Source organism: Marispirochaeta aestuarii, from assembly GCF_002087085.1.
GTDB classification, from domain to species: Bacteria; Spirochaetota; Spirochaetia; order JC444; family Marispirochaetaceae; genus Marispirochaeta; species Marispirochaeta aestuarii.
The window spans coordinates 1-23,334 of the sequence record NZ_MWQY01000025.1 but is presented as its reverse complement, the minus strand read 5'-3'; the positions used below and the strand labels follow the sequence as shown (position 1 = coordinate 23,334).

The 23,334-nt window shown below is 55.4% G+C and carries 22 protein-coding genes; 8 read left to right on the top strand and 14 right to left on the bottom strand.

What is annotated here, in order from left to right:
- The gene (locus tag B4O97_RS17025) at positions 1-897 is read right to left on the bottom strand and encodes a hypothetical protein (RefSeq protein WP_083052714.1); all 897 of its coding nucleotides are present in this window, start codon (positions 895-897) and stop codon (positions 1-3) included.
- A 197-nt stretch (positions 898-1,094) separates the two neighbouring features.
- On the opposite strand from B4O97_RS17025, the gene B4O97_RS17020 reads away from it, so the two are divergent.
- The 6 genes from B4O97_RS17020 to B4O97_RS16995 all read left to right on the top strand — a co-directional run bounded on the left by B4O97_RS17020 (position 1,095) and on the right by B4O97_RS16995 (position 6,762).
- A complete protein-coding gene (locus B4O97_RS17020) occupies positions 1,095-1,766 on the top strand; it encodes a redox-sensing transcriptional repressor Rex (protein WP_083052713.1) in 672 nt (223 codons plus the stop codon).
- 68 nt (positions 1,767-1,834) lie between these two features.
- Positions 1,835-2,101, top strand: a complete 267-nt coding sequence (locus B4O97_RS17015) for a (2Fe-2S) ferredoxin domain-containing protein (protein WP_083052711.1) — start codon at positions 1,835-1,837, stop codon at positions 2,099-2,101.
- A complete protein-coding gene (locus B4O97_RS17010) occupies positions 2,098-3,810 on the top strand; it encodes a [Fe-Fe] hydrogenase large subunit C-terminal domain-containing protein (RefSeq protein WP_083052710.1) in 1,713 nt (570 codons plus the stop codon). Before B4O97_RS17015 ends, B4O97_RS17010 begins: the two co-directional genes overlap by 4 nt.
- The gene (locus B4O97_RS17005) at positions 3,810-5,000 is read left to right on the top strand and encodes a SpoIIE family protein phosphatase (RefSeq protein ID WP_083052708.1); all 1,191 of its coding nucleotides are present in this window, start codon (positions 3,810-3,812) and stop codon (positions 4,998-5,000) included. The genes B4O97_RS17010 and B4O97_RS17005 overlap by 1 nt, the downstream gene beginning before the upstream one ends.
- 9 nt (positions 5,001-5,009) lie before the next feature.
- On the top strand, positions 5,010-5,294 hold the full coding sequence (locus B4O97_RS17000) for an NAD(P)H-dependent oxidoreductase subunit E (RefSeq protein WP_083052707.1): 285 nt from the start codon (positions 5,010-5,012) through the stop codon (positions 5,292-5,294).
- A complete protein-coding gene (locus B4O97_RS16995) occupies positions 5,287-6,762 on the top strand; it encodes a monomeric [FeFe] hydrogenase (protein ID WP_083052705.1) in 1,476 nt (491 codons plus the stop codon). The genes B4O97_RS17000 and B4O97_RS16995 overlap by 8 nt, the downstream gene beginning before the upstream one ends.
- A 16-nt stretch (positions 6,763-6,778) precedes the next feature.
- On the opposite strand, the gene rimK is transcribed toward B4O97_RS16995, so the two are convergent.
- Genes rimK through B4O97_RS16980 form a run of 3 tightly spaced genes read right to left on the bottom strand, consistent with a single transcriptional unit; the run spans position 6,779 to position 9,905 of the window.
- Entirely contained in the window at positions 6,779-7,684 is a 906-nt protein-coding gene (rimK, locus tag B4O97_RS16990; RefSeq protein WP_083052704.1) for a 30S ribosomal protein S6--L-glutamate ligase, read from the bottom strand.
- A complete protein-coding gene (locus B4O97_RS16985; protein WP_083052702.1) occupies positions 7,681-8,127 on the bottom strand; it encodes an ATP-dependent zinc protease family protein in 447 nt (148 codons plus the stop codon). The genes rimK and B4O97_RS16985 overlap by 4 nt, the downstream gene beginning before the upstream one ends.
- Positions 8,124-9,905 (bottom strand): ATP-binding protein, encoded by a 1,782-nt coding sequence (locus tag B4O97_RS16980; RefSeq protein ID WP_083052701.1) that lies wholly within the window; start codon positions 9,903-9,905, stop codon positions 8,124-8,126. Before B4O97_RS16980 ends, B4O97_RS16985 begins: the two co-directional genes overlap by 4 nt.
- 437 nt (positions 9,906-10,342) lie before the next feature.
- On the opposite strand from B4O97_RS16980, the gene B4O97_RS16975 reads away from it, so the two are divergent.
- The gene (locus B4O97_RS16975) at positions 10,343-11,014 is read left to right on the top strand and encodes a hypothetical protein (protein ID WP_083052699.1); all 672 of its coding nucleotides are present in this window, start codon (positions 10,343-10,345) and stop codon (positions 11,012-11,014) included.
- Here the strand turns inward: B4O97_RS16975 and rlmN are convergent.
- The 8 genes from rlmN to groL form a co-directional block, all read right to left on the bottom strand.
- Positions 11,011-12,168: a 23S rRNA (adenine(2503)-C(2))-methyltransferase RlmN gene (gene rlmN / locus B4O97_RS16970; RefSeq protein ID WP_143305792.1), complete on the bottom strand. Its 1,158-nt coding sequence runs from the start codon at positions 12,166-12,168 to the stop codon at positions 11,011-11,013. The genes B4O97_RS16975 and rlmN overlap by 4 nt on opposite strands.
- Positions 12,129-12,545, bottom strand: a complete 417-nt coding sequence (locus tag B4O97_RS16965; protein ID WP_083052696.1) for an acyl-CoA thioesterase — start codon at positions 12,543-12,545, stop codon at positions 12,129-12,131. The genes rlmN and B4O97_RS16965 overlap by 40 nt, the downstream gene beginning before the upstream one ends.
- Before the next feature lie 31 nt (positions 12,546-12,576).
- Positions 12,577-13,809 (bottom strand): GNAT family N-acetyltransferase, encoded by a 1,233-nt coding sequence (locus tag B4O97_RS16960; RefSeq protein WP_158084370.1) that lies wholly within the window; start codon positions 13,807-13,809, stop codon positions 12,577-12,579.
- Between the two features lie 94 nt (positions 13,810-13,903).
- Positions 13,904-15,229, bottom strand: a complete 1,326-nt coding sequence (gene secF / locus B4O97_RS16955) for a protein translocase subunit SecF (RefSeq protein ID WP_083052693.1) — start codon at positions 15,227-15,229, stop codon at positions 13,904-13,906.
- On the bottom strand, positions 15,229-16,953 hold the full coding sequence (secD, locus tag B4O97_RS16950) for a protein translocase subunit SecD (RefSeq protein ID WP_083052692.1): 1,725 nt from the start codon (positions 16,951-16,953) through the stop codon (positions 15,229-15,231). The genes secF and secD overlap by 1 nt, the downstream gene beginning before the upstream one ends.
- 77 nt (positions 16,954-17,030) lie before the next feature.
- Positions 17,031-17,360 (bottom strand): preprotein translocase subunit YajC, encoded by a 330-nt coding sequence (yajC, locus tag B4O97_RS16945; protein ID WP_083052737.1) that lies wholly within the window; start codon positions 17,358-17,360, stop codon positions 17,031-17,033.
- A gap of 104 nt (positions 17,361-17,464) precedes the next feature.
- Complete coding sequence (locus B4O97_RS16940) at positions 17,465-17,761, bottom strand: hypothetical protein (protein ID WP_083052690.1); 297 nt, start codon at positions 17,759-17,761, stop codon at positions 17,465-17,467.
- Between the two features lie 91 nt (positions 17,762-17,852).
- Positions 17,853-19,511, bottom strand: coding sequence for a chaperonin GroEL (groL, locus tag B4O97_RS16935; protein ID WP_083052689.1), 1,659 nt, complete (start codon positions 19,509-19,511; stop codon positions 17,853-17,855).
- A gap of 159 nt (positions 19,512-19,670) precedes the next feature.
- Between groL and B4O97_RS16930 the strand changes: the two genes are divergently transcribed.
- Complete coding sequence (locus B4O97_RS16930) at positions 19,671-21,299, top strand: hypothetical protein (RefSeq protein ID WP_083052687.1); 1,629 nt, start codon at positions 19,671-19,673, stop codon at positions 21,297-21,299.
- On the opposite strand, the gene B4O97_RS16925 is transcribed toward B4O97_RS16930, so the two are convergent.
- Positions 21,291-22,043 (bottom strand): biotin--[acetyl-CoA-carboxylase] ligase, encoded by a 753-nt coding sequence (locus B4O97_RS16925; RefSeq protein ID WP_158084369.1) that lies wholly within the window; start codon positions 22,041-22,043, stop codon positions 21,291-21,293. The two genes, B4O97_RS16930 and B4O97_RS16925, sit on opposite strands and share 9 nt — an antisense overlap.
- A complete protein-coding gene (gene mnmA / locus B4O97_RS16920; protein WP_083052683.1) occupies positions 22,036-23,124 on the bottom strand; it encodes a tRNA 2-thiouridine(34) synthase MnmA in 1,089 nt (362 codons plus the stop codon). Before mnmA ends, B4O97_RS16925 begins: the two co-directional genes overlap by 8 nt.
- Positions 23,125-23,334 lie beyond the last annotated feature (210 nt).

Genomic DNA, 23,334 nt, shown 5'->3' with positions numbered 1-23,334 from the left:
CTAGGCAAGGAGCCGGATATTACCGGGGAGATCCCTGGCATCGACGTCTTCGGTAATATCAAAAACCGGTCCCTCTGTATCCTGAAAACGGGCAGGAGCATTTTCCATTAACCCGCGAAGGTCCCGGGGGCTCATTCCCCCTTTCAGCAGGGCCTCTCCCAGTTCATGTTCCGCCGGATCCCGATCGAGCCATACCTGGAACTCCCGTAAACCCTCTATAGGACCGGCGGAGGCGTGTATTCCGTTAAAGGCCGTCCTCGGCTGTTCCTCCAGATCCAGGTTCTTGTATCTGTCACGAAGCAGCCTCCGAAGAGAGCCCGGGGCAGCCTTTTCGGGGTTGGTCGCCCCGATTACCAGACGGCGAAAATCCTTCCAGCTCAGGTCGTCGGGATCAAAACCGGCGTCATAGAGTCTGACCTTCAAACCGGGGGCGACAAAGAGCTCCTTCATGGAGGGGTAAAATCCGTTGATTACAAAGAGATCGCTCTTCTCCATGCGGCTTACATAGAGTCCCGGACCAAGCTTTACTTCGATGCCGTTCCGCCACAGGGTGTTCAGGGTCTGGGCCGACGGATTGCCCAGGATCTCAAAGGCTTCGGTACAGTTCAGGAGCTCCCCGGCGGCGAGGACCTGGTCAATACTGCGGTGGAAGATCCTGAAAAACTCTTCCCGGCCTTTCTCGGGTATGCGCAGATCCCGGGGAGACAGATCCATGGCAGCCCGGGAGATGGAAGCGTAGTGCCGATCAATTATTCTCTTCTCTTTTAAAACCGCCGCCTCTATCTCACCGGCTTCGGAAAAACTGACACCCGCCTTCCCCAGTTGCTCCTCCACAAAGGCTATCGCCCTGGCGGTGATCGCCTGGGGTTTGATGAACACAAGGGCATTATTGGTCATACTGTTCTCCGTTTTTATCGCCCAGTTTATCCCTCCTGACCATTCATGACAATGGGTAAAAAAAGTACAGAAACCGCCAGAAATAAAGATTGGCCTGTTGACAGTAAACGATTCAATCGATATATTTTTATCGTTACTAAAATAACGATTTGTAAGAACGGTATACTTACGATACTATATAAGAACGGAGGTATACCATGGAGGATGCATCGATTCAGTCCGTTCCGTACCCGACGATAAAACGCTACCCCGCGTATCTTCAGGTACTGAAGGAACTGAAATCTACGGGAATAACTACGGTATCAGCGAGGGATATAGCAGAACGCCTTGGGCTCAATCAGGTTCAGGTACGAAAGGATCTGGGATATTCAGCCATAATCGGCCGTCCGAAGGTAGGCTACGATATAGAGCAGCTTACATCAGCTCTTCATCAGCTGCTTGGCTGGCAGGACCCGAAGGAGGCATTCCTTATCGGAGCCGGCGCCCTTGGGTCAGCCCTGCTCGGATACCGGGGTTTCCAGGAATACGGGCTGGATATTGTTGCGGCCTTTGACCTGGACCCGTCGAAGCACAACACCGCCATTCACGGGAAGAAGGTCTTTCCCATGGAGCGGGTTCCGGAACTCGCAAAACGCATGGGCGTTTTGATTGCCGTTCTTACCGTTCCGGAATCTGCTGCACAGGAGTGCGCTGACCTGCTGATCCAAGCGGGCATACGGGGCATCTGGAGTTTTTCGCCCTGTAAGATCGAGGTACCCGATAACGTGGTTGTGCAAAGGGAAGAGCTCTCAGCCGGACTTGCAGTACTGTCGGTCCGTTTATCGGAGATGCTCAAACACGAAAACAACGGACCAAGCGCACCGGTATAGGCCGCCGTAATACGCCTGCCGGTGCCGAGACTCTCCATCCCGGGGATGGATTTGCACCGGAGGCTTTAATGAAAACAAAACCCGTCATAGAGATCTGTATGGGGAGCTCCTGCTTTTCCAGGGGCAATGCCCTTAGCCTGGAAAGGGTGGAAAGCTATCTGCAGAAAACAGGTCTTCTGGAAGAGGTGGAATTAAAAGGGCGCCTCTGCACCGGAAACTGCGCCTCCGGCCCCTGCATGAGCATCAACAATACCAGCTACAGCCAGGTTCACCCCGACGCCCTAGAAGATCTTCTGCGTTACCATCTTGATGCCCGGAATCCGGAGGCCTCATGATCCCCGCCATCTACACGGAAAAGACCCAGTGCCGGGACTGCTATAAATGCGTCCGCCACTGTCCGGTCAAGGCCATCAGGGTTGAGGAATCCAGCGCCACGGTGGACCATGATCTCTGTATCTTCTGCGGACGCTGTGTGGATGTCTGTCCCGCCGGGGCCAAAAAGGTCCGTAACGATATCCCCCGGGCAAAACAGCTTTTATCCATCAGAGAGAAGGTCTACGTTTCCCTGGCACCCTCCTACGCAGCTGTCTTTACCGATGGAGAGCAGGTTTTAATCGACAAGCTGAAGAGTCTGGGTTTCACCGGGGTTTCTGAAACCGCCATCGGTGCCGAGATCGTCAGCCTGGAACAGAAAAGACAGCTGCACAACGGCAGCGGGGCTTGTATCTCCTCCGCCTGCCCCTCCGTGCGTCTGCTGGCCCAAAGGTATTTTCCCGACGCCGCGAAAAAGATCAGCGGTATTACCTCCCCCATGATTGCCCACGGACGATACCTGCGACGTCTCTACGGCGAAGATATCGGAGTAGTCTTTATCGGTCCCTGTATCGCGAAGAAGACGGAGGCCGATCAGTACCCCGATACGGTGGATGTTGCCCTGACCTTCAAGGAGGCGGCTGCCTGGATCGGGGAATGCGACGGGACGATCAAAGCTGACAGAATCTCTGCGGAAAAAACAGGCTTTGTTCCTTTTAAGGCCGGCAAGGCTTCCCTCTACCCGGTGGACGGAGGCATGATCCGCTCCATGGGAAATTCCGCCCCGGAAAACTACCGGTACTTTCATCAGTCCGGAACCGCCCAGCTCATGGATACTCTCAGGCATTTTTCCGAGATCGATGAAGAGAACTACTTCCTGGAACTCATGACCTGCGAAGGAGGCTGCATCAACGGACCGGTCAGCCACACCGATGAGGCCTCCATTACACGCCGGGCCAGGCTCTTCGATACCTGGGAACAGCGTGAAAGCTGCAGCTCCCTGGACTTCCTTCCGGCGGACCTGATTGATTCCTGCTGGAACATCCCCGTAACACCGGGGGGCGCTTACACCCATGAAGAGATCGAAGACGCTTTGAATGCCCTGGGTAAAATCAGCCGGGAGGATCGAAAGAACTGCGGAGGCTGCGGTTACCCGACCTGCGAAGAGTTCGCCCGGGCCTTTCTGGACGGAAAAGCTGAAAAGGAGATGTGCGTCACCGAAATGCGCAAGATTGCCCAGAACAAGGTAACAGCTCTGCTCCATACCATTCCCATGGGGGTCGTGATCGCGGATGAAAAGATGCACATTGTGGAATGCAACCGTAATTTTCTGGATCTCTTTGCACAGATTCCTTTTGAACCTGATCTCGAGGTACTCAAGCGGGTGGAAGGTAAAAGCCTCTCCTCCTTTCTGCCGAAGACCGACGCCTTCCGGACTCTTCTGGAACGATCCGAGACAATGGAAAAGATTATCCAGATAGACGGCAAGGTCATGCGGGGCAACTTCTTTCAGATACAGAAGGGGCGCCTTGTGGGAGCGGTTTTTCAGGATATTACGGCCCCGGCGGTAAAACGGGAGATGGTGGTAAAAAAAGCGGAGGAGGTCATCCGCAAAAACCTCGAGAGCGTACAGCAGATCGCAGGACTTCTGGGAGAAAACGCCGCGGAGACGGAGATAATCCTCAACTCCCTTATAGACTCCTTTGAGCCCGGTGAATTCAGACGGAGCTGATGAGCGTGGAACACGGTTTTATTGAGGTCGATTACTGCCAGTTTTACAAACACCGCAACAAGATAGGCGGGGATGTCTTTCTCCTGTCCCGGCGAGAGGAGGACGGAAGGATTATCTGTGTCCTCTCCGACGGCCTCGGCAGCGGTGTAAAGGCAAATGTACTGGCAAACCTGACCGCGACCATGGCGGAGAAATACGTGGCGGAAAAACTCGATGTCCGAAGGGCCGCGGAGATAATCATGAGGACCCTTCCGGTCTGCCGGGAAAGAAAAATCAGTTACGCGACCTTTTCCATTATAGACGTCCAGGCGGACGGAAAAACGGAGATCGTGGAATACGACAATCCGCGCTTTCTCTTTTACCGGGGCACCGGAGAAATCAGACCGGACAGGCGGGTAATGGAACTGCCCAGGCGTTTTGAGCACAAAGAGGAGCACCTGTATTATACCAGTCTTGACCTCCAGGTACAGGACAGGCTGGTCTTCTTTTCCGACGGGGTAAGTCAGAGCGGCATGGGATCCCGGGCTTATCCCCTGGGTCTCAGACTCGATGGAGTCCGACAGTTTACCCGGGGGAGAATTACCGCAGACCCCTCGGTCTCAGCCAGGGACCTGGCCAGAAAGATCGCCGTAAACTCCCAGCTCCTTGACGGATACGCCCCCAAGGACGATATAACCTGCGGGGTTATCTATTTCAGGACTCCCAGGCAGGCGATGGTCGCCACGGGACCGCCCATGGACCCCGGACGGGATACCCTGTTGGCGAAGCGCCTTTCCCTTTTCCCCGGAAAAAAGATTATCTGCGGCGGTACAACAGCCAAGCTCGCAGCCCGGGAGCTGGGAAGAGAGGTCCTGGTTGATCTGAAGAGCCGGGACCGGAGGATTCCCCCCTCCGCAGAGATGGATGGGATCGACCTGGTGACCGAGGGAATGCTCACCCTTACCGAAACGGCCCGTCAGCTGGAAACCGGCGAGTTTGCGGATACCTGCACGGACAACGCTGCGGTACGCCTGTGCCGGCTTCTGGTGGACAGCGACAAGGTCTGTTTCCTGGTGGGGACAAAGATCAATGAAGCCCATCAGGATCCTGACATGCCGGTGGAGATCGGTATTCGCCGTACCCTGGTAAAGAGAATTTGCGAGATCCTGGAAAAAAACTACCTGAAAACAACAAGCCTTGAATTTATATAGGAGAGAACTATGAAGGATTCCGTGGTCGTGAAAATCTGTACCGGAACTGCCTGTTATGTACAGGGAGGCTCGTTTCTTCTCGATCTTGAGAACAAACTGAACAGCGAGGAACTCGCCGCCGTCCGGATCCAGGGTGTCGGGTGCCTCGGCTGCTGCGGGGATTCGTCGGGACCCAGACCTCCCTTTGCCATGGTTGACGACACCCTCTTCGGCGGTATCGACATTGATGAATTGACGGAGATCGTTCGCGGGAAACTGCAGGATAAAGGGAACACAAGGCAGAACCATGAATAACAATACTGTTTTTCTGCGCATACAACTGGCGAAGCGATTCCTTCAGGGAATTATCAACAGAAACCTGGCCGATATTATCGACAAAATACCTGTTGATCTGTTTCCTAAAAAAGGCGGCTCCTACAGGTGCTGTATTTACAAGGATCGGGCTATAACCAGGTACCGGCTAATGGCCCTCCTCGGTTTTTCCATTGAGGAGGAGACGGATGAAACACGGCCCCTGAAGGAATACGCCGAAAAAGCCGGGAGCAGACAGGGCGCTCCGGATGGACCGGTCCTTACACTCATCGACGCTGCCTGTCATTCCTGTCCCTCGGGCAGGCATACAGTATCAAACCTTTGCCGGGGGTGCCTGGCAAGAAACTGTGCCTCCGTATGTCCCCGGGACGCTGTAAGCTTTGTGAACGGCAAGGCTGTAATAGATCACGAGAAGTGCGTCAACTGCGGAAAATGCCGTGAAGCCTGTCCGTACAACGCGGTGGTTTACACCCCGGTCCCCTGCGAAGCAGCCTGTCCCGTCGGAGCAATACGGAAGAACGAGGACGGCTCCGCGCTTATCGACCACGAAAAATGCATCTCCTGCGGACAGTGCAGCATCAGCTGTCCTTTCGGTGCGGTAATGGAACGCAGCCACCTGTACAGCATCGCCCGGGACCTCCTGGGTCCCGAGTCGGAGCGTCCCGTCGCCCTGGTTGCCCCCGCTGCGGCGGGCCAGTTTCCTGGAGGTTTCGGTCAGCTCACAACGGCTCTCAGGCAGGCGGGCTTCGCAGCTGTCGTTGAAGTCGCCTGGGGTGCCGCCGAGACGGTCCGAAAGGAAGCAGAAGAGCTCGCGGAGCACCTCAAAAAAGGCAAGCCCCTGGCGAGCTCCTGCTGTCCCGCCTACACCGAGGCGGTTCGCCTTCACTGTCCGGACTTCGCCCCCCATGTCTCCACCGCACCTACGCCCATGGCCGCAAGCGCGGCTTGGGCCAAAGAAGGATGGCCGGATCGAAGGACCGTTTTTATCGGCCCCTGTATCGCCAAAAGGGTGGAGGCCAGACACGATAAATCCGCCGACCTGGTCATGACCTTCGAAGAACTGGCCTCCCTGTTTCTGGCCATGGATATCGACGTGGCGGAATGCTCCGAATCGGGTACGGACAACCCGCGGGTGGACAGGTTCGAACGCCTCTTTGCCCGGGCCGGCGGCGTCAGCCAGGCTGTATTGACCTATGCAGGGGAAACCCTGGGACGGGAGCCGGAGGTACTCCGGATTGACGGACTGGATAAAAAGGCCCTGGCGAAACTGCGACTTATCGCCTCCGGAAAACTGTCGGCGGACTTCACCGAGGTCATGAGCTGCCCCGGCGGCTGTATCTGCGGACCCGGCACCGTCGCTGATCCGCGGGTAAGCAGCAGACGCCTGGATGAATATGCGGAGGAGAAGAATCTTGCCTTGTCTGCAGCGGGGCAAAAGTCCGCCGGATAAGAAGAAGCGGCTGGAATCAGCCGGTTCCGATCTCCTTGGTGTGTCCCGGCCGGGCATTCTCTTCGATAAACTGAATGATATCTTTGGCAATGTTCCGGCGGGATACCTGTTCTATTCCTTCCAGCCCGGGCGACGAGTTCACCTCGATAACCGCGGGCCCTCTGCTGCTCCGCAGAAGGTCCACCCCGGCAACGTTGAGGCCTACAATTCTCACGGCTTTGACGGCGGCCTCCCGTTCCTCATCGCTGATCTCGATCTTGACTGCCGAACCTCCACGGTGCAGGTTGGAACGAAAATCCCCTTCGCTTCCCCGGCGCATCATGCTGGCCACCACACGGTCGCCGATAACCAGACAGCGGATATCGCTTCCTTCGGATTCTGCGATGTACTCCTGCACCAGGATATTCGCCTTGACCCCCCGGAAGGCCTCTACCACGCTCTTGGCGGCTTTTCTGGTCTCCGCCAGCACTACCCCGATTCCCTGGGTACCCTCCAGGATCTTCACCACCAGGGGTGCGCCTCCGACCATATCGATAAGATCATCCGTATAGCGGGTAGAATGCGCAAAGGCGGTTACCGGCATTCCGATACCCCCCTTTGAAAGGAGCTGCAGGCAGCGCAGTTTGTCCCTGGATCGCGAAATGGGTACCGACTCGTTCAGGCAGTAAACCCCCATCATCTCGAACTGACGTACCACCGCCGTACCGTAAAAGGTTATGGAAGCACCGATACGGGGGATGACCGCATCGAAACCGGTCAGGTTCTCACCACGATAATGGATTTCCGGTTTTCCGGAGGCGATATTCATGTAGCACTCCAGAGGATTGATTATTCTGACCTTGTGTCCCCTGGATGTCGCGGCCTCCACGAGACGCTTGGTTGTATACAGGTAGCTCCTTTGGGATAACAGGGCAAATTTCACTGGGTCTTTCCTTTTCGTCTTTTCATGAGATAGCTCCTGCCGGGATCAACCAGAAAACGGTCTCCCAGGGTTGCACGCCCCAGAAGCATGGGATACCGCATTCTCGTCCGGTCGGTCAAGCTTATTTCTGCAGTCCAGGCTTCACTGCCCAGTACCAGCAGGGTGGAAATGATGTACCGGACCTGTACGGCACCCCCGGAGTTGGTCACCTCCCGCCGGTCAACCAGGGGTGCGGTGCAGCGGGTGCCGCTCCCTGAAAGACCCCGGTGGGGAAAAACGGTGAAGGCGACCCGGGGTCCGCCGGGGGAATCGTATACCAGAATGTCCGACGCATGCAGTGCGGCTGAGCGAGCACCGGTATCCAGTTTGGCAACTATACGGTGAAGCCCAAGTTCCGGAAGAGAGACATACTCCTTCCAGCCCGCACGCTTCGCTTCGTTCATGCCTGTTCCTGAGGGAGGGTTATCATGAATTCCGATCCCATCCCCGGACTGCTCTCCACGGAAACACCTCCCCCGTGCACCAGGGCAATGTGCTTTACAATGGCAAGCCCGAGTCCTGTCCCGCCGGTCTCCCTGCTGCGGGCCTTGTCGACGCGATAGAAGCGTTCAAAAACCCGGGGAAGGTCTTCCGGAGGGATTCCCACACCCTGGTCCCTGACAAAAACCTCCGCCACGGCTCCTTTTCTCCGAACGCCCACAACGATCTCCCCTCCTGAGCCGCTGTATTTTACAGCATTATCCAGCAGGTTAAAAACCGCCTGTTCCAGGAGTCCCTGGTTGCCCCGGACCATACAAGCCTCGTCGGTTCTCAGCTCGAGCCTGATATCCCGGCTCCTGGCGATCTCCCTGACACGTTCCAGGGCATTCCTCAGCACCGTTTCCACATTCACCGGGGACTCTTCAAGGCCCAGAGATTGTTCATCAAGCCTGGAAAGCTGCAGCAGATCCTCGATAATGGCATGCATGTTGTCCGCCTGCCTGGCGATTATACCGAGAAAGCGCTCCAGGATCTCCCGGTCTTCGGCGGCACCGTCAATCAGGGTCTCCACAAAACCTTTTATGGAGGTTATCGGCGTCTTGAGTTCGTGGGATACATTGGAAACGAAGTCCTTCCGCACCTGTTCGCTGCGCTTGATGCCGGTTATATCGGTAAAAACCAGCACCGCCCTGGCGTGTCCGCTCTCTCCTCTGGGTATGAGGGCTCCGTGAACCTGAAGATAGAGGTCCCTCTCCCCTCCGGTCGTGAAGCTCAGGGGAAATTCCGCACTCATGGTACCTGGACCGGCAAGAAGCCCTTCGGCGAATTCCTGCAGGTGCAGATTACGCACAGCGTTCAGCAGGGGCCGGGAAAGCATCTCCTTTCTTGATCTGAGGAAAATTCTCTCCGCCGCGGGATTCGACTCCACGACCTGCAGTTTCTCATCAAGAACAATAACGGCCTCGCTCATACCCGAGAGTACCGACTGGTATTCATCCCGCTGACGCCGAACCGTTTCCATTCTCCCGGCGAGGCTCTTCGCCATGGCGTTCATGGTATGCCCCAGAACCCGGAACTCTTCGGGATACGCAACCTCGGACCGCGCATCCAGATCACCCGTTTCAAGACGGGAGGCAACATCCACGAGGCGTCTTAAGGGGCGGCGTATCCATTGTCCTGTTCTTACGGCAGCCACCAGGGCAAGAACCAGAAAGAGCAGACTGATGAACATTACAGTTCTGTTGGCTCCTGCAATTACCTGATCGACAGCGTTTACCGGACGGGAGATGCGGAGGACAAGATTCCCCGTGCCGACCTCGACCGGCAAAGCAAGGTACATAAGCCTGTAACCGACAGATGCGGAATGACGGACGGAGAATCCTTCCCCCCCACGAAGGGATTGAATAAACTCCGGTCTGTCCCCATGGTTATTCATGGATGATATTTCGGCATGGGAGTCTCCAAGAACCCTGCCGTCCTCATTAATTATGGTAATGCGGGTATGACCGTTTTTACCGGCTTCCTTGCAGAAGGCATCATAATCGGGGCTTCCCTGCTTTTCTGAATACACCAGGAGCCCTTTCAGCATAAGGGCTGAATCCCGCAGCTCATATTCCACCTGTCCGAATATGCTGGCCGAAAAGAAGCGGACGATCCCGAAAACGAACACTGCGACAATAAGGATAAGAATCAGCAGATAGAAGAGAAAACCACGGATCAGGTTGCTCCGCTGAAATATCATGGACCTCCCCCGTAACACATCGGGATAGGTGGGATACTACGTTTTTTACCCGGGAATTCCAAGGTCCCCGGGCACTCTTCCAGGCTGCGGGGATATTGTTTATTCCCGTGTTATTGGGTAAATTCCAGCATAGTAATTACGGGCACCTCTAAAAACGTGGTATTTTTACCATAGTCAAGGAGGAAAGATTTTGTAGCGCCCGCAAACTCTTGTGGTAGCAAGAGTTGAGGACCGCGGGAAATCTTGACGACGCAGGATATGGTGAAAAGAGTAGTTTTTAGAGGTGCCCTTATGTAGCTCAAGGGAGGCAAAGTATCAAAAAGATCAGACTTGCCCTGCTGGCAGTCGTCATACTGTTCTTAAGCGGGTGCTTCACCAACAACTGGCTGGTTACAGTCAACAGAGACGGGTCGGGAACGATTTCGGTCGATTTCTCGATGGACAAATCAATGATGGAGATGATGCAGAGTTTTTCCGAAGACGGGGACGATGCGCCGCCCTCGAGCAGCGAAGACCTGATTGATCCGGAAGGCATGCGCGAGCTCGCATCAGCCATGGGCGAAGGTGTACGCTTCGTATCCGCGACACCCGTATCCGACAGCTCCGGCAGCATGGGCTATACGGCGCTCTTTGAATACGACGATATATCCAGGGTGAGGATCAACCCGATGCTGGGTGCACCGACGGATGAAGAGGAGTCCGCAGACGGCGATGCTGTTACCTTCGGTTTTGACCGCGCCGGCCGGCCGCGTCTGACCATCAGTATTCAGCAGTCCGGGGAAGACGAAGATGAAAGCGATGAATACGATGAACAGAGTCCGGAGGAAGCGGCCATGATGGCCTCGATGATGAAGCCCTTTCTCGGAGGAATGGCCTTCAGCGTGGCAGTAAAGATTGACAGCGGAATCCACTCCACCGATGCCAGCTACGTCGACGGCGATACCGTCACCATAATGGACTTTCAGATGGATAAAATTCTGGACAACGAAAAGCTTTTTTCCAAGGTTGTAGCCAGCAGCTCCGTCAGCGAAAAGGATATCCAGAAAGATCTTGCCGCTGCAGGGGTATGCATCGAGGCAAAAGAGACTGTAACTGTCGATTTTCGCTAGACAGAAAGAGACAAAGGCTCCCCGGTGCCGCCTGCCCCGGGGTTGCTTACGTTTTTATGCCCGTGGCCGGCGAGCTCTCCCAGCTGGCCGCAGGCTGCTCTGATGGAGTCGCCCCTGGTATCCCGCACCCTGCAGTACTGCCCACCCGCAACCAGGGCTTTGAAGAATTTTTCCACCTGATCCCGGCCCGGTCGCGGAAAACCGCCGCTGGAAACGGGATTACAGGGAATAATATTAACACAGCTTGGAATGCCCTCAAGATAGTCAATTAATCCCCGTACCGCTTCCGGATGATCATTGAAACCGGGAATAAGGGTGTACTCGATGAAAATACGATCCCGCTTCCTGGACAGGGGAAATTCCAGCAGGGCCGAACGCAGCTCCTCCAGGGGCCAGACCCGGTTTATCGGCATTATTGCGCTCCTCTGTCGGTTATCGACGCTGTGAAGACTTACTGCAAGGGAGAGCCTGCGGATTCCCCGTTCCGGTTCCTCCCGAATCAGCCGGGCAAGGCGGCGGATTCCGGGAACATGACCGGCGGTGGAAATAGTCATACCCGAAGCCGTTATGTTACTGCCACGCTGATCCTTCAGAACATCTATCGATATGAGGAGCTGGTCATAATTATCGAAGGGCTCCCCCATTCCCATAAAAACAATATTGCTTACCCGTATCCCCAGGTAGAATTGAACAAGCATCTGCTGGGCGACGATCTCTCCCGCCGTCAGGTTCCGCTTGAAACCAAGGCGTCCTGTCTCGCAGAAGCTGCAGCCCCGGGCGCAGCCAACCTGGGTTGAAACACACAGGGAAGCATACGTGCTCATGAAGAGCACCACCGTTTCGATGCGGGCCCCGTCAGGATACTGCAGGAGAAGCTTGATGCTCGTCTCATCCCTGAGAACAGTCTTTATTTCCGGCAGACGCAGGGTAAAATCATTCCTGATCTGCCTGGCAAGCTCCGGCCTGGAGAAAAACTGAGGAAGCCCGCTTAGACCGGTAGAGCCTCTCTGATACAGAGAACGAAAAAAGGGATCCGCATAGTACTCCCCTTTTCCATAGCGCCTCCGGAACTCATCTGTGAGTCCGGAAAAGGAAAACGAAAGGGGGTCCAGGGTCATCTTTCGGAGGATTTCAAGGCTTCCGCCGCGGTCCACGCCTTCCTGGCCTCTTCGGGCATCGAGGCGGGACGGCCGCTTCCGTTGACGGTGGCAAAATCGACACGGGCCTCGGCAATCAGCTCATCCCCCCGCAGGATCATCTGTCGGACACTTCCCTTGACCCTTCCCATGCCGGTCAACTCTGAAACAATAACCAGCTGGTCTTCCAGAAAGGCGGGTTTGATATAGCGGATATCCACACGGGCTACATACAGGCCGAAGCCTTCCCTGCGCAGATTTTCATAGGGAAATCCCGTGTCGTTCAGAAACTGGTGCCGGGCATACTCAAGATAGTTCAGGTATACGGCATTATTCACATGTCCGTAGTTGTCAAGCTCGTAGGATCGCACGCTCAGGGTACATCTGTGTTCCATGCCGATATCCTACCAATATGGCGGGACAAGCTCAATACAAGCCCTCAGACCGGGACGCCTCTTCAGGATTCCCCCAGGTCTCATCCTCGGAGAGACTGAAGAGCTGTCGGATCTCTGTTCGCAGTTCCGACTTGAGTTTTTCAGAGAAGGGAACGGACTCCTCCATGCTGCGGATCATCCGGCGGTTCTCCCTGTTGATGGCCGGAATGTTCTCTCTGAAGATTTCTGAAAGCAGGGGGTCAAAAAATCGATGGCAGCTGACCACGGGATGGGGCATAAATCCCCGGTGAAGCTTATGAGGCGAACCTGCGCCGGGATCGAAGTAACGCATACCCCGCTCAATCATCCACTGCATGGGGGCATAATAGCAGGTATTGAAATGCAGGTTCTTGGTGCCCGGATCCCCGCCCCAGTAACGTCCGAAGAGCCAGTCCCCCTTGTACACACAGAGGGACATGCCAAGGGCCTCTTCCGGTTTGGCATTGCGGGGATGGGCTGAGAAGATTACCACCCGGTGGTCAACGAACTCGGGCAGGCGCAGAAAGAACTCCCGGTTCAGATACTTTGCAGCCCAGGGACCAAAGCGCGCGTTGGTCCGGAGATAGAAACGGTACATCCGTTCCATGATCCCTTCGCTTAAATCAGCGCCGCTTACAGCTGTGATTTCTAGTCCTTGATCTGAGAGACTGTTCCATTCACGGCGTATGTTCCTTCTGTGATTTTTTGACAGTTCCGACAGAAAGTCCTGGAAATCCGAGTAATCCCGATTTATCCACAGGTAACTCTGGTTCTCCCATTGATGAAATTCCTTCAATCCCCGGGCAAAAACCGGGTCACAGAAGAGAAAATTGAGTCCCCGTATCTGATTATCCCTGCTTATATCCTCCAGGGTGGAGAGCCCCCGGGACAGGAGCGTATCCAGCTCGCCGGGGTCGGAACAGAAAAGACGGTAATAGCCGGAAGGAGTCGCAGGGGCTGTTCCCACCAGTTTCGGATAATAGGGAATATTCAGCTGTCCGGCCAGATCCGCCCAGCCGTAGTCGAACACGAACTCACCGTGGCTGTGGGATTTCAGGTACAGGGGCATAATACCCACCGGAATCCCATTGCGGTTGAAACTTATATGCAGAGGCTGCCAGCCGGAGGAGCTGTCTATGGAGCCGGATTGTTCGAGCAGTGCCAGCCATTCCCACTCATAAAAAGGTGTCCGTGATCCCAGGGCAAGGCTGTTCCAGCTGTCCCGCTCAATTTCTCCGATTCCCACATATATTGTCAACTCCACAGGTTCCATGCATGTAAAGGTACGAAAAAAGGGGTCCCGTTTCCAGGACCCCGTATTTGAATCAAAGGAATCAATTCTACTTTTTCTTGCGTTTTCCGCCCCGTTTTTTACGTTCCACCGTGGGAATAGCGGTCTGGGGAGTTTGAGCCTTCTGCTCCGGTGAGGCTTCCTTGGGAAGGGCTTCTTTCCTGGTACTTCCATACTTTGCTTCGTCCCTGCTCTGACGACGTTTATTGGCCACGGAGGACCAGGTCAGAAGTACGGGAGAGGCGATAAAGATGGATGAATAGGTACCCACCAGGATTCCGATAATCAGGTTCAGTGCGAAGAGCTTGATTGAACCGGTAGCAAAGATGTAGATGGCCAGGACCGCCAGCAGGGTTGTAATGGAGGTAATCAGCGTCCGGCTGAGGGACTGGGTAATACTGGTATTGATAACCTCGGGCAGACGGGAGTCCTTCATCAGGTCCCGGTTTTCACGGATACGATCGAAGATAACGATGGTATCGTTCAGGGAGTATCCTATGATGGTAAGCACTGCCGCAATTGTCGCGGTGGAGACTTCCAGCTGAAAGGTACCGATAATACCCAGCATAAAGGCCACGTCATGGATCAGGGCCACAATTGCTGAAACCGCATAGGCCAGCTGGAACCTGAACCAGATGTACACAAGGATAAGGGTCAGGGCGATCAGAGTCAGGGTAAAGGACTGCCGGCCAAGGTCCTGGGAGAACCTGGGACCCACGTAGTCGGTCTGCTTGACTATGACCTGTTCCGCTCCGTATTCGGACGACAGACGGCTGCGGATTTCCGAGGCCATTGTTTCGCTGAAGTTATCTGTATTGCCGGGATCCTTGACCCGGATCAGGTACTCCTGGTCCTGAGGACTACCAACGATCTGAATCATGGTAGAACCGATTCCGTCCAGAAGGGACCGGATTTCCTCGATACTCGACTCATCCCCGGCGGGAAGCATGTTGACAACGGCGCTTTCCTGGGAAAGATCGATGGCGAAGTTGAGACTCAAGAGGTCGCTGGAAGATATCTGGCCGGAAACCATCAGCTCCGCCTGGACACCCTCTACGCCGTTCAGCGCCGCCGCGACCGCCCTCAGTACAGGATAATCACCATAGGAGATCTCCGTCCGATCGAGGCCATCGGCATCACGAATCTCAAGGATGAGTCCCGAGGAGGTAACATTGAACAGAACCGAATCCTCTCCACTGTAGCTGACCTTCATGGCCACGGGGGCAATCTGCACGCGCTGGTTCAAGCCGGCGTTGAAGTCGATACCCAGGTTGAATCCTCCCTGGACAACAGTACCTGCAATACCGGCGATAATGATCAGCAGAGAAAGGATCATAAGATATCGGAATTTTGTGAATTGTATTACGCGCTTCATTATTTCCTCCACCCGATGCTCAGCTTTTTCATACCCAGGGTCTCAAGTCCGAAATCGAAGACAAGACGGGAAACAAAGAGAGCTGTAAACATGGACGATACAATACCAACCGCAAGGGTGTAGGCAAAACCCTGAATAGGACCGGACCCGAGCTGGGACAGGAAGATTGCCGCGATAAAGGTTGTGATATTCGCATCCATTACCGTCCAGAAAGCTTTCCGGAAGCCGGCTTTCACCGCAGCATCGGCACTCTTACCAATGCGGTATTCCTCTTTTATTCTTTCAAAGATGATAACGTTCGCGTCCACCGCCATACCCACGGTAAGGATCAGACCGGCAATACTGGTCAGGGTAAGGGTAAGATTGAAAGCCGAAAGAATGGCTACGATGAAAATGAGGTTCAGAACAAGGGCGAGGTCAGAGACAAGTCCGGCACCCTTGTAATAGACCAGCATAAAGACGATAACCGCAATGAAACCGATGGTTATGGCCATCAGTCCCTCGGCGATGGAGTCTTCTCCCAGGGCGGCGCCGATGGCCTGCTGGTTCTCAACAATCAGATCCACCGGCATGGCAGCGGTCCGCAGTACCAGGGCGAGATCATTGGCTTCCTGCCGGTCGAAACCGGTCATCTGCACGCTCTCGCGGATGGGCTCGGAAATACGGGCCATGGCCTTTACCTTGTCGTCCAGAACGATAGCCAGGGTTTCTCCTTCGTTTTCAGAGGTAAGTTTGAAGAAGATGTCGCCCCCCTCGCGATCAAGGCGGAAGTTGATAACCGGCTTGCCGGTAATGGGGTGGGATCCGACGGTGGCTTCCTGTATACGGCCGCCGTCGAGCCCGGCATCCTGGCGGATGACAACGTAACGCTGCAGCTGGTCGATACCGTAGCTGTCCTTTACGTAATACCCCCGGATAATATAACCGGCGGGAACGATATCGGTACCCCGGATCTTTCCTTCACTGGTTACCATGGCCTGGGGATTATCGTTCAGGAAGTTCTGAACCTCCTGGCTGATTTCCTGATCGACAATATGGAAGTTCAGGCTTCCCTTGCCCATTAGAAAGGATCGCACCCTGTCGGGGTCGGCGGCTCCGGGAATCTCTATGATTATCTGGGAGTCTCCCTGCTTGCGGATCGATGGTTCGGTTACGCCGAACTTGTCGATACGGTTGGTAAGGATCTCCATGGCGCGGTCAACGGCCTCGTTCATGTCCGTGGTACTCGGTTCCCGCTCCAGCCGTTCGGCAAGGCTCTCCCGGTCCGCGCTGAGCTGAACCCGCATACCTCCGGACAGATCAAGTCCGAGCTGCATGATTGAATTGCCCTGTTCCTTTACAGCGAGAAGATCGCTGCGGTAATAGTCCTCAACAGCGGCAAAGAACTCACCTTCACCGGTAAAACCGGCAAAAACCGCCTCTACGGTCCAGACCTTGGGCAGTTCTTTTTTGGCAAGCTTATAGTTCTCCTTTGCCTTGGTGATCAAAAAGTCGTACTCCGCGGGGATTTCCTTGTCGGGGCTCTGGGCAACCATGGCCCTGAGCTCGGCGGAAACCTCCGCAGCTTTGGTTTTGGCGTACATCTGGACCTGCTCGCGGGAACCGGAGGCGAGGTCGATCTTCTGATCGGGTATCAGGAAGTACCACTCAAAGGTGGGGTACAGAAAGGCTCCCGATATCGCCAGCACCAGGAGCACGATGAAGAATCGGAATCGTTTACTCATGTTCTACTCCGGATGGAATAATTTATTTGCTTGGAAAAGAAAAATTAAAAGCGGGAATCCGCGTACGGATTGCTTCCCTAGTCCTCGACCTTTTCCTCCCTGGGGGCCAACACGGAAGCTATCGCGTTCTTGGAAAACTCAAGCTTGGTCGCGTCATCTACCTTAACAATCACGGTGTCCTCTTTAACGGACTGCACAACCCCGCGAACTCCGCCGATACTGGCGACACGATCACCCTTCTTCAGGGCATCGAGCATCTTTTTCGCCTCTTTCTGGCGTTTGTTCTGGGGCCGGATAATGAGAAAATAAAAGATCAGGATGACGAGACCGAAGGTTACGAAGGTCGTCATCAACTGACCGGAACCGCCCGCCTGGGCGATCGGTAATAATGCAGAAAGCGTAGTCATTATAATCACTTACCTCTATCCATGGGATTGCAAAAACGTAACACATATAGGTAAACGCGGTCAAGCTTAAAGATTCGGGGGCCTTCCGCGCAGGTCAGGCTCTCTCAGGAAAGAACTTTCACTTTTTCCAGGTTTTCCGGGGCGGGATCGAGACCGAAGACCCGCATAATCTGCTCATACCCCTCAAAATCAGTGCCTGCCGTGTTGTTGTAGGCGTCGCGCACCCTGTTCAGGGCCTCGGTATCTCCGGCGAAAAAGGCCGCCGCCAGAGCCGGTTTGAAAAGTCCCCGGTCGACAAGTTCATCAATCCCCATTTTTCCGTACTTCTTCATTGCCGCGCCGTCGACAATTGCGGTGTTACCGGAAAAACCGATGGTGAACATGTACTCCTGCTGTTTCATTGCAGAACCTCCGTCCCGCTCAGTGTAAATAAAAAAGGCGGTCCCCGCCAAGAGGACCGCCGAAGATAGACAGCAAAAGAGAGCCGGGGGCTTACATCATGCCGCCCATGCCTCCCATTCCACCCATACCGCCCATTCCGGGAGCGCCGGCGGGAGCCGCAGATTCGGGTTCGGGGATATCGGTAACAGTGGCTTCGGTGGTCAGCAGCAGGGACGCAATGGAAGCAGCGTTCTGCAGGGCCGAGCGGGTCACCTTGGCGGGATCGATGATTCCGGCCTTGATCATGTCTGTCCATTCCATGGAAGCGGCGTCAAAACCGATGCCCTTCTTCTCGTGTTTGGCCTTTTCGGCAATGATGGAACCGTCGAGCCCGCAGTTTTCTGCGATCTGGCGGATCGGTTCTTCCAGGGCCCGGGTAACGATCCTGAATCCCACCTTTTCTTCTTCGGGATAGACGGACAGGTCCGCCTTTTCCAGTACGGCTACAGCCTGAATAAGGGTAAGCCCGCCGCCGGGAATAACCCCTTCTTCGATGGCAGCCCTGGTCGCGGAAAGGGCGTCTTCCACGCGGTGCTTCTTCTCTTTCAGTTCGACCTCGGTGGCGGCCCCTACGTTGATGACAGCGACACCGCCGGCCAGCTTGGCCAGCCGTTCCTGCAGTTTCTCCCGGTCGTAATCGGAGGTGGTATCCTCGATCTGAGCCTTGATCTGGGCGATCCGGTCCTTGATGTCCGAGGCCTTGCCTTCGCCGTTGATGATGGTGGTGTTCTCTTTCTCGACCTTGATGCTCTTGGCCCGTCCGAGCTGCTCCAGCTCCACACCTTCGAGTTTGAGTCCCAGCTCCTCGGAGATAACCTGTCCGCCGGTAAGAATGGCGATATCCTCGAGCATGGCCTTGCGGCGGTCCCCGAAACCGGGAGCCTTGACGGCAACGGCGTTCAGGGTTCCCCGGATTGTGTTCACAACCAGGGTCGCAAGGGCCTCTCCTTCAACGTCTTCGGCAATAATAAGGATCGGCTTGCTTGCCTGGGCGACCTTCTCGAGAACAGGCAGCAGGTCCTTCATGCTGGAGATCTTCTTGTCGTGGATCAGAATATAGGGGTCATCGAGAATCGCGGTCATATTGTCGCGATTGGTGGCAAAATAGGGAGAAAGATATCCTCGGTCGAACTGCATACCCTCTACAAAATCGGTACTGGATTCAATGGTCTTGGATTCCTCAACGGTAATAACACCGTCCTTGCCGACCTTCTCCATGGCATTGGCGATCTCGTCACCGATTTCCCGGTCGTTGTTGGCGGAAATAGCCGCAACCTGGGAGATCTCTTCCTTGTCCTTGATGTCCTTCGCAGCCTTGCGGATCTCTTCTACGGCGACCTCGACGGCCTTGTCGATTCCCCGCTTGATGCCCATGGGATTGATACCGGCGGCGACGCTCTTTAAGCCCTCTTTACAGATGGAGTAGGCAAGCACCGTAGCGGTTGTAGTGCCGTCTCCTGCAACATCGTTGGTTTTGGTGGCAACTTCCTTCAACAGCTGGGCACCCATGTTTTCAAAGGGGTCCTCCAGCTCGATCTCTTTTGCAACGGAAACACCGTCTTTCGTTACCGTAGGAGCACCAAATTTCTTATCCAGAAGAACGTTTCGTCCCTTCGGGCCCAGGGTAACCTTGACAGCGGCGGCAAGCTTCTCGACGCCCTTCAGGAGGCCCCTGCGCGCCTCTTCGTTGAACTGCAATTGTTTAGCCATTTTTAATACACCTCTCCTAACAGTGGTAATTTTAATAGTGCAGTGGAATTGAATAGAAGATACAAATTCTAAGTGCTTTCATCAACCAATAGCTGGAGATTTTGAACCATTTTTTCCCCATCCCTTGACTTATTTTGCCCTTTCGGGCCGAATAAAGGGGTGAAAAATAGGTTTCCCTTTACCTGCGGGATCTGTATCCGTCCATCCCATTCCTGTCAGAACGCCGACAGGGAGGTAATTGAGTATCTGCAGAAAAGACTCGCCCGGGAGGGTTTTCTGTTTTTCTGGAGCCTTCCGCGAAACATTCATGTTCCCGGCTCAGAAGAGAGAAACCTGATTTCCCAGGGAAAATACGCCCTGCCCCATGCTCTGTTACGGAGGGATGAAATCGAAGAGGAGCTTCTGCTGCCCCGGAGCAGGCAGAACGATGCTCTTCTTGAGTACCTTTTTCCCCCCTGTCCCGCTCCTTTTCGCAAAGACCTGAGAAGCATTTACCTGAAACGGGGACGGCTTTTCCTTGAAGACCGGAACAGGCTGCTTTATTTCGATTCCCGGCGGACGATTCGGTTTCCCCTGCTGCATATGGTCGGCACTGAGGAGTATCCCTCTCTGAAACGGCGCATGAAACAGGTCAAACGCCTGGTACAGACGGAGAGGATCCCGGCCATCATAGTACTCGACGCCGGCTCAACGAAAGATGCGGAGGCGGCGGTCTCTCTGCTGGTACGGCTGCGCAGAAAATTCCGCTGTGATGTACTGGAGCTGGAGGATCTCCTTGACATGGCCGGCAGTACCCGGGAGTCAGCGGCAGCCCCTGAGGAAATCCTCCTTTCCAAATCGCCAAATCCGCCCCTGCCGGCTGATCCCCTCAGCCGCAGCCGTCGGGAGATAGCCTGGGACAAACCGAAGGAGACCCGGTTTCTCCTGCTGTCAAGAGCCTTTGAGACAGATAACGACGAAGAGAAGCGGGAGTGCGGATCCCTCCCGGTTCCCGAACGAGGACTGATTGCCCACATGCCGGGAGAGGTCGAGATGGATGAAGAGGATGTTGCCGCTTCTTTCAGTCAGGGAGAACTGGCGGGATTCTCCAGGGGTGGAACAGCCGGGCTTATTCATGCTCCTTCAGCCTCATGGATTGAGACCTCCGGAAATCTTGTACGCTCCCGAAGAATCGGCTCCTTCTCGTTTCAGAACAGCAGCATCCGGGGTCTTCGGGACAGCTCCGTTTTTGAATCCGAGGAATTCCTTGAACCGGGGCGGCTTGTGCGGGATTATTTCTTCGCCGCCGGAGATCCCCGGCTCTGTATCTCCTTTTTCCTGTTCTTTCCCCGATGCAGGCCGGGGGTAGAGATCCGCTCCTACGGAGTATGCGAAATACCCTTCCGGTCTGCCCGGGGATATCCCGTGGTGGAGGTCCGTTATCCCGACGAGGGAGCATCTCCGGTACCTCTGGATTCGGTATCGGCGGGACTGCTTCACGGTACGACCTTCTCCTTCAAAGATGAGACCACAGCCTTGAGTCTCGTATTCGCGGATCATCAGGCAAAGGTAAGGGAGCTTCCCTTCAAGGTCAGCGACGGGGAGCTCTGCATTAATCCCGGGGGAAGTTATCTGGGTTTTCCAGGTGAAAAGGTTGAAGGACTGGGGGAACGCTTCAGCATCGTACTGAGCCTCGACCCCCTCTCTCCGGAAAACCCGCCGTTACACTCCCTGGCTCCCCTGTTGCCCCACCTGGAGAGCCATCAGATCTGCAGGGAAACGCGGCAGGAGGAAGTGCACTCAGGATAGGTCCTGGAAATCGATCTCTCCGGTAATAAGGGTAACACGGCGGCCGTCACCGTCCAGAAGGATGAGACCGCCATCCGGGGCCGCACCCAGAATCCGGGCGCGATAGCTCTCTCCGCTCCCGGCAGCTCCGGGATAGACGGTAACCTGAGAACCAGCCCCGAAGAGCCTGCGGTTAATCTGTTCCTGCCAGTCCCGGGCAGACAGTGCCTCCTTCAGCGCAGGAAGAAGCGCGGAAAGCACAACAGAAGGCTCTTCTTCCCTGCCGGTCTCGTCCGTAACTGATGCCGCCCTGCGCCGCAGCTTTGAAGCAGACGTCGGGGAAACGAGGTTCAGACCTATCCCCGTGAAGAACCAGTCTCCCCGTCCCTGGCAGAGGATTCCCGCGATCTTTCCGCCCCTTATGAGCAGATCGTTGGGCCACTTGATCCACGGCTCCAGGCCCCAGCGTTTTTCCAGCAGGAGGGCCAATCCCAGCCCGCAGCGCAGGGACAAGGCCGTCGGACCAAAGGGGATATCATTGAGTCTCAGGGCCAGGGTAAAAAGCAGGTCCCTGCCCCGGGAGGATTCCCAGCGCCGGTCGGCGATTCGCCCGCGTCCTGAGATCTGATGATCCGCCGTTACAACGAAGCCCGAAGCCTTCCCCTCCGCGGCCAGGCGTGCCGCATCCTCCATGGTCGAACCGGTTTCCTCTAAATGGTAGACTGGGGCGGAAAAAAAGGGATTCTCCAGGTCCAGCTCAGTCAATAATACCCCCTCCAAGAACCAGCTCATCCAGGTAAAAGACCGCTGACTGTCCGGGGGTCACCGCTTCCGACCGGGACAGACTCACCCGTGCCCGGGAATCATCCTCCAGACGGACCCGGCAGGGAACGGCAGATGAATTGTAGCGAATTTTCACCCTGGCCTCGAAGCTTCCGGGGTTTCTTCGGAAAAACCAGTTACATCCGCTTATACTGAATTCCCGGGTCCCCAGCTCTTCCCTGCGGCCGACAACAACCCGGTTGGCCCGGGGATCGACTCTCACAACAAACCAGGGACCGTTTCCAAGCCCCAGCCCCTGTCGCTGACCGATGGTATAGTTGATATAGCCCCGGTGGGTCCCCAGGGCCGTTCCCGCGGTATCCACGATGTCCCCCGGCTCATTTCCTTTCATGCTTCCGGTAAACTCGGCAATGAAGTCTCCGTAACGGCCGTGGACAAAGCAGGCGTCCTGGCTCTCCCGGGCCGCCGCTGCCGGCAGTCCATGCTCCTTTGCCAGAGCCACGACCTCGGTCTTCTTCATCTCTCCCAGGGGGAACACGAAATTGGGGAGGAGGTCCCTGGGAATCTGGTAGAGCATGTAACTCTGGTCCTTCCTTCTGTCCAGTCCCCGGCGGAGAAAGAGCCCCTCGTCGGTCTCCTCCACACGAACATAGTGACCGGTGGCCATCTTCAGGCTCTCTCCCTCCGTCAGGAATCCCGTTTCATGAAGCTTCGTTTCCAGGCGTCGGTAGAAGGTGGAAAAACGGATGCGCTGGTTGCAGCGCACACAGGGGTTTGGAGTTTTGCCGTCGAGATAGGCATCCACAAAGTCCTGCACCACAGCCCCGGTGAACTCCTCCTGGAGATCCTCAACCATATAGGGTATTCCCAGATGTGTGCAGGCATCCCGGGCCCGGGCAAGCAGCTCCGCGGAGCAGCAGTCACCTTCCGGCCAGATATAGTGACTTACCCCCATGAGCCGGGAGCTCTGCTTCTGCAGGAGGAAAGCCGCGGCCGAGGAGTCTACGCCACCGGACATTCCTACGGCTACAGGGGTATTCGAATTAATGTTAATAGCTGACATGATTACTCATACTACACCAGAAATCAAAAAATGAGAATAGCATAGAAAATCCTCTGAAAGTGCATTTTGTTCGCCCTCGTCAGGGAAAAAGATTGTGCAGCCACAAAAAACACCTGCGGCAGCAGGGGCCGAGGCCGGCGCGGAACTCCTGACGGCGCAGGATATGGGAAAAAGAGTAGACAATATGAAGTGACCCCCAGTTTGCGAATC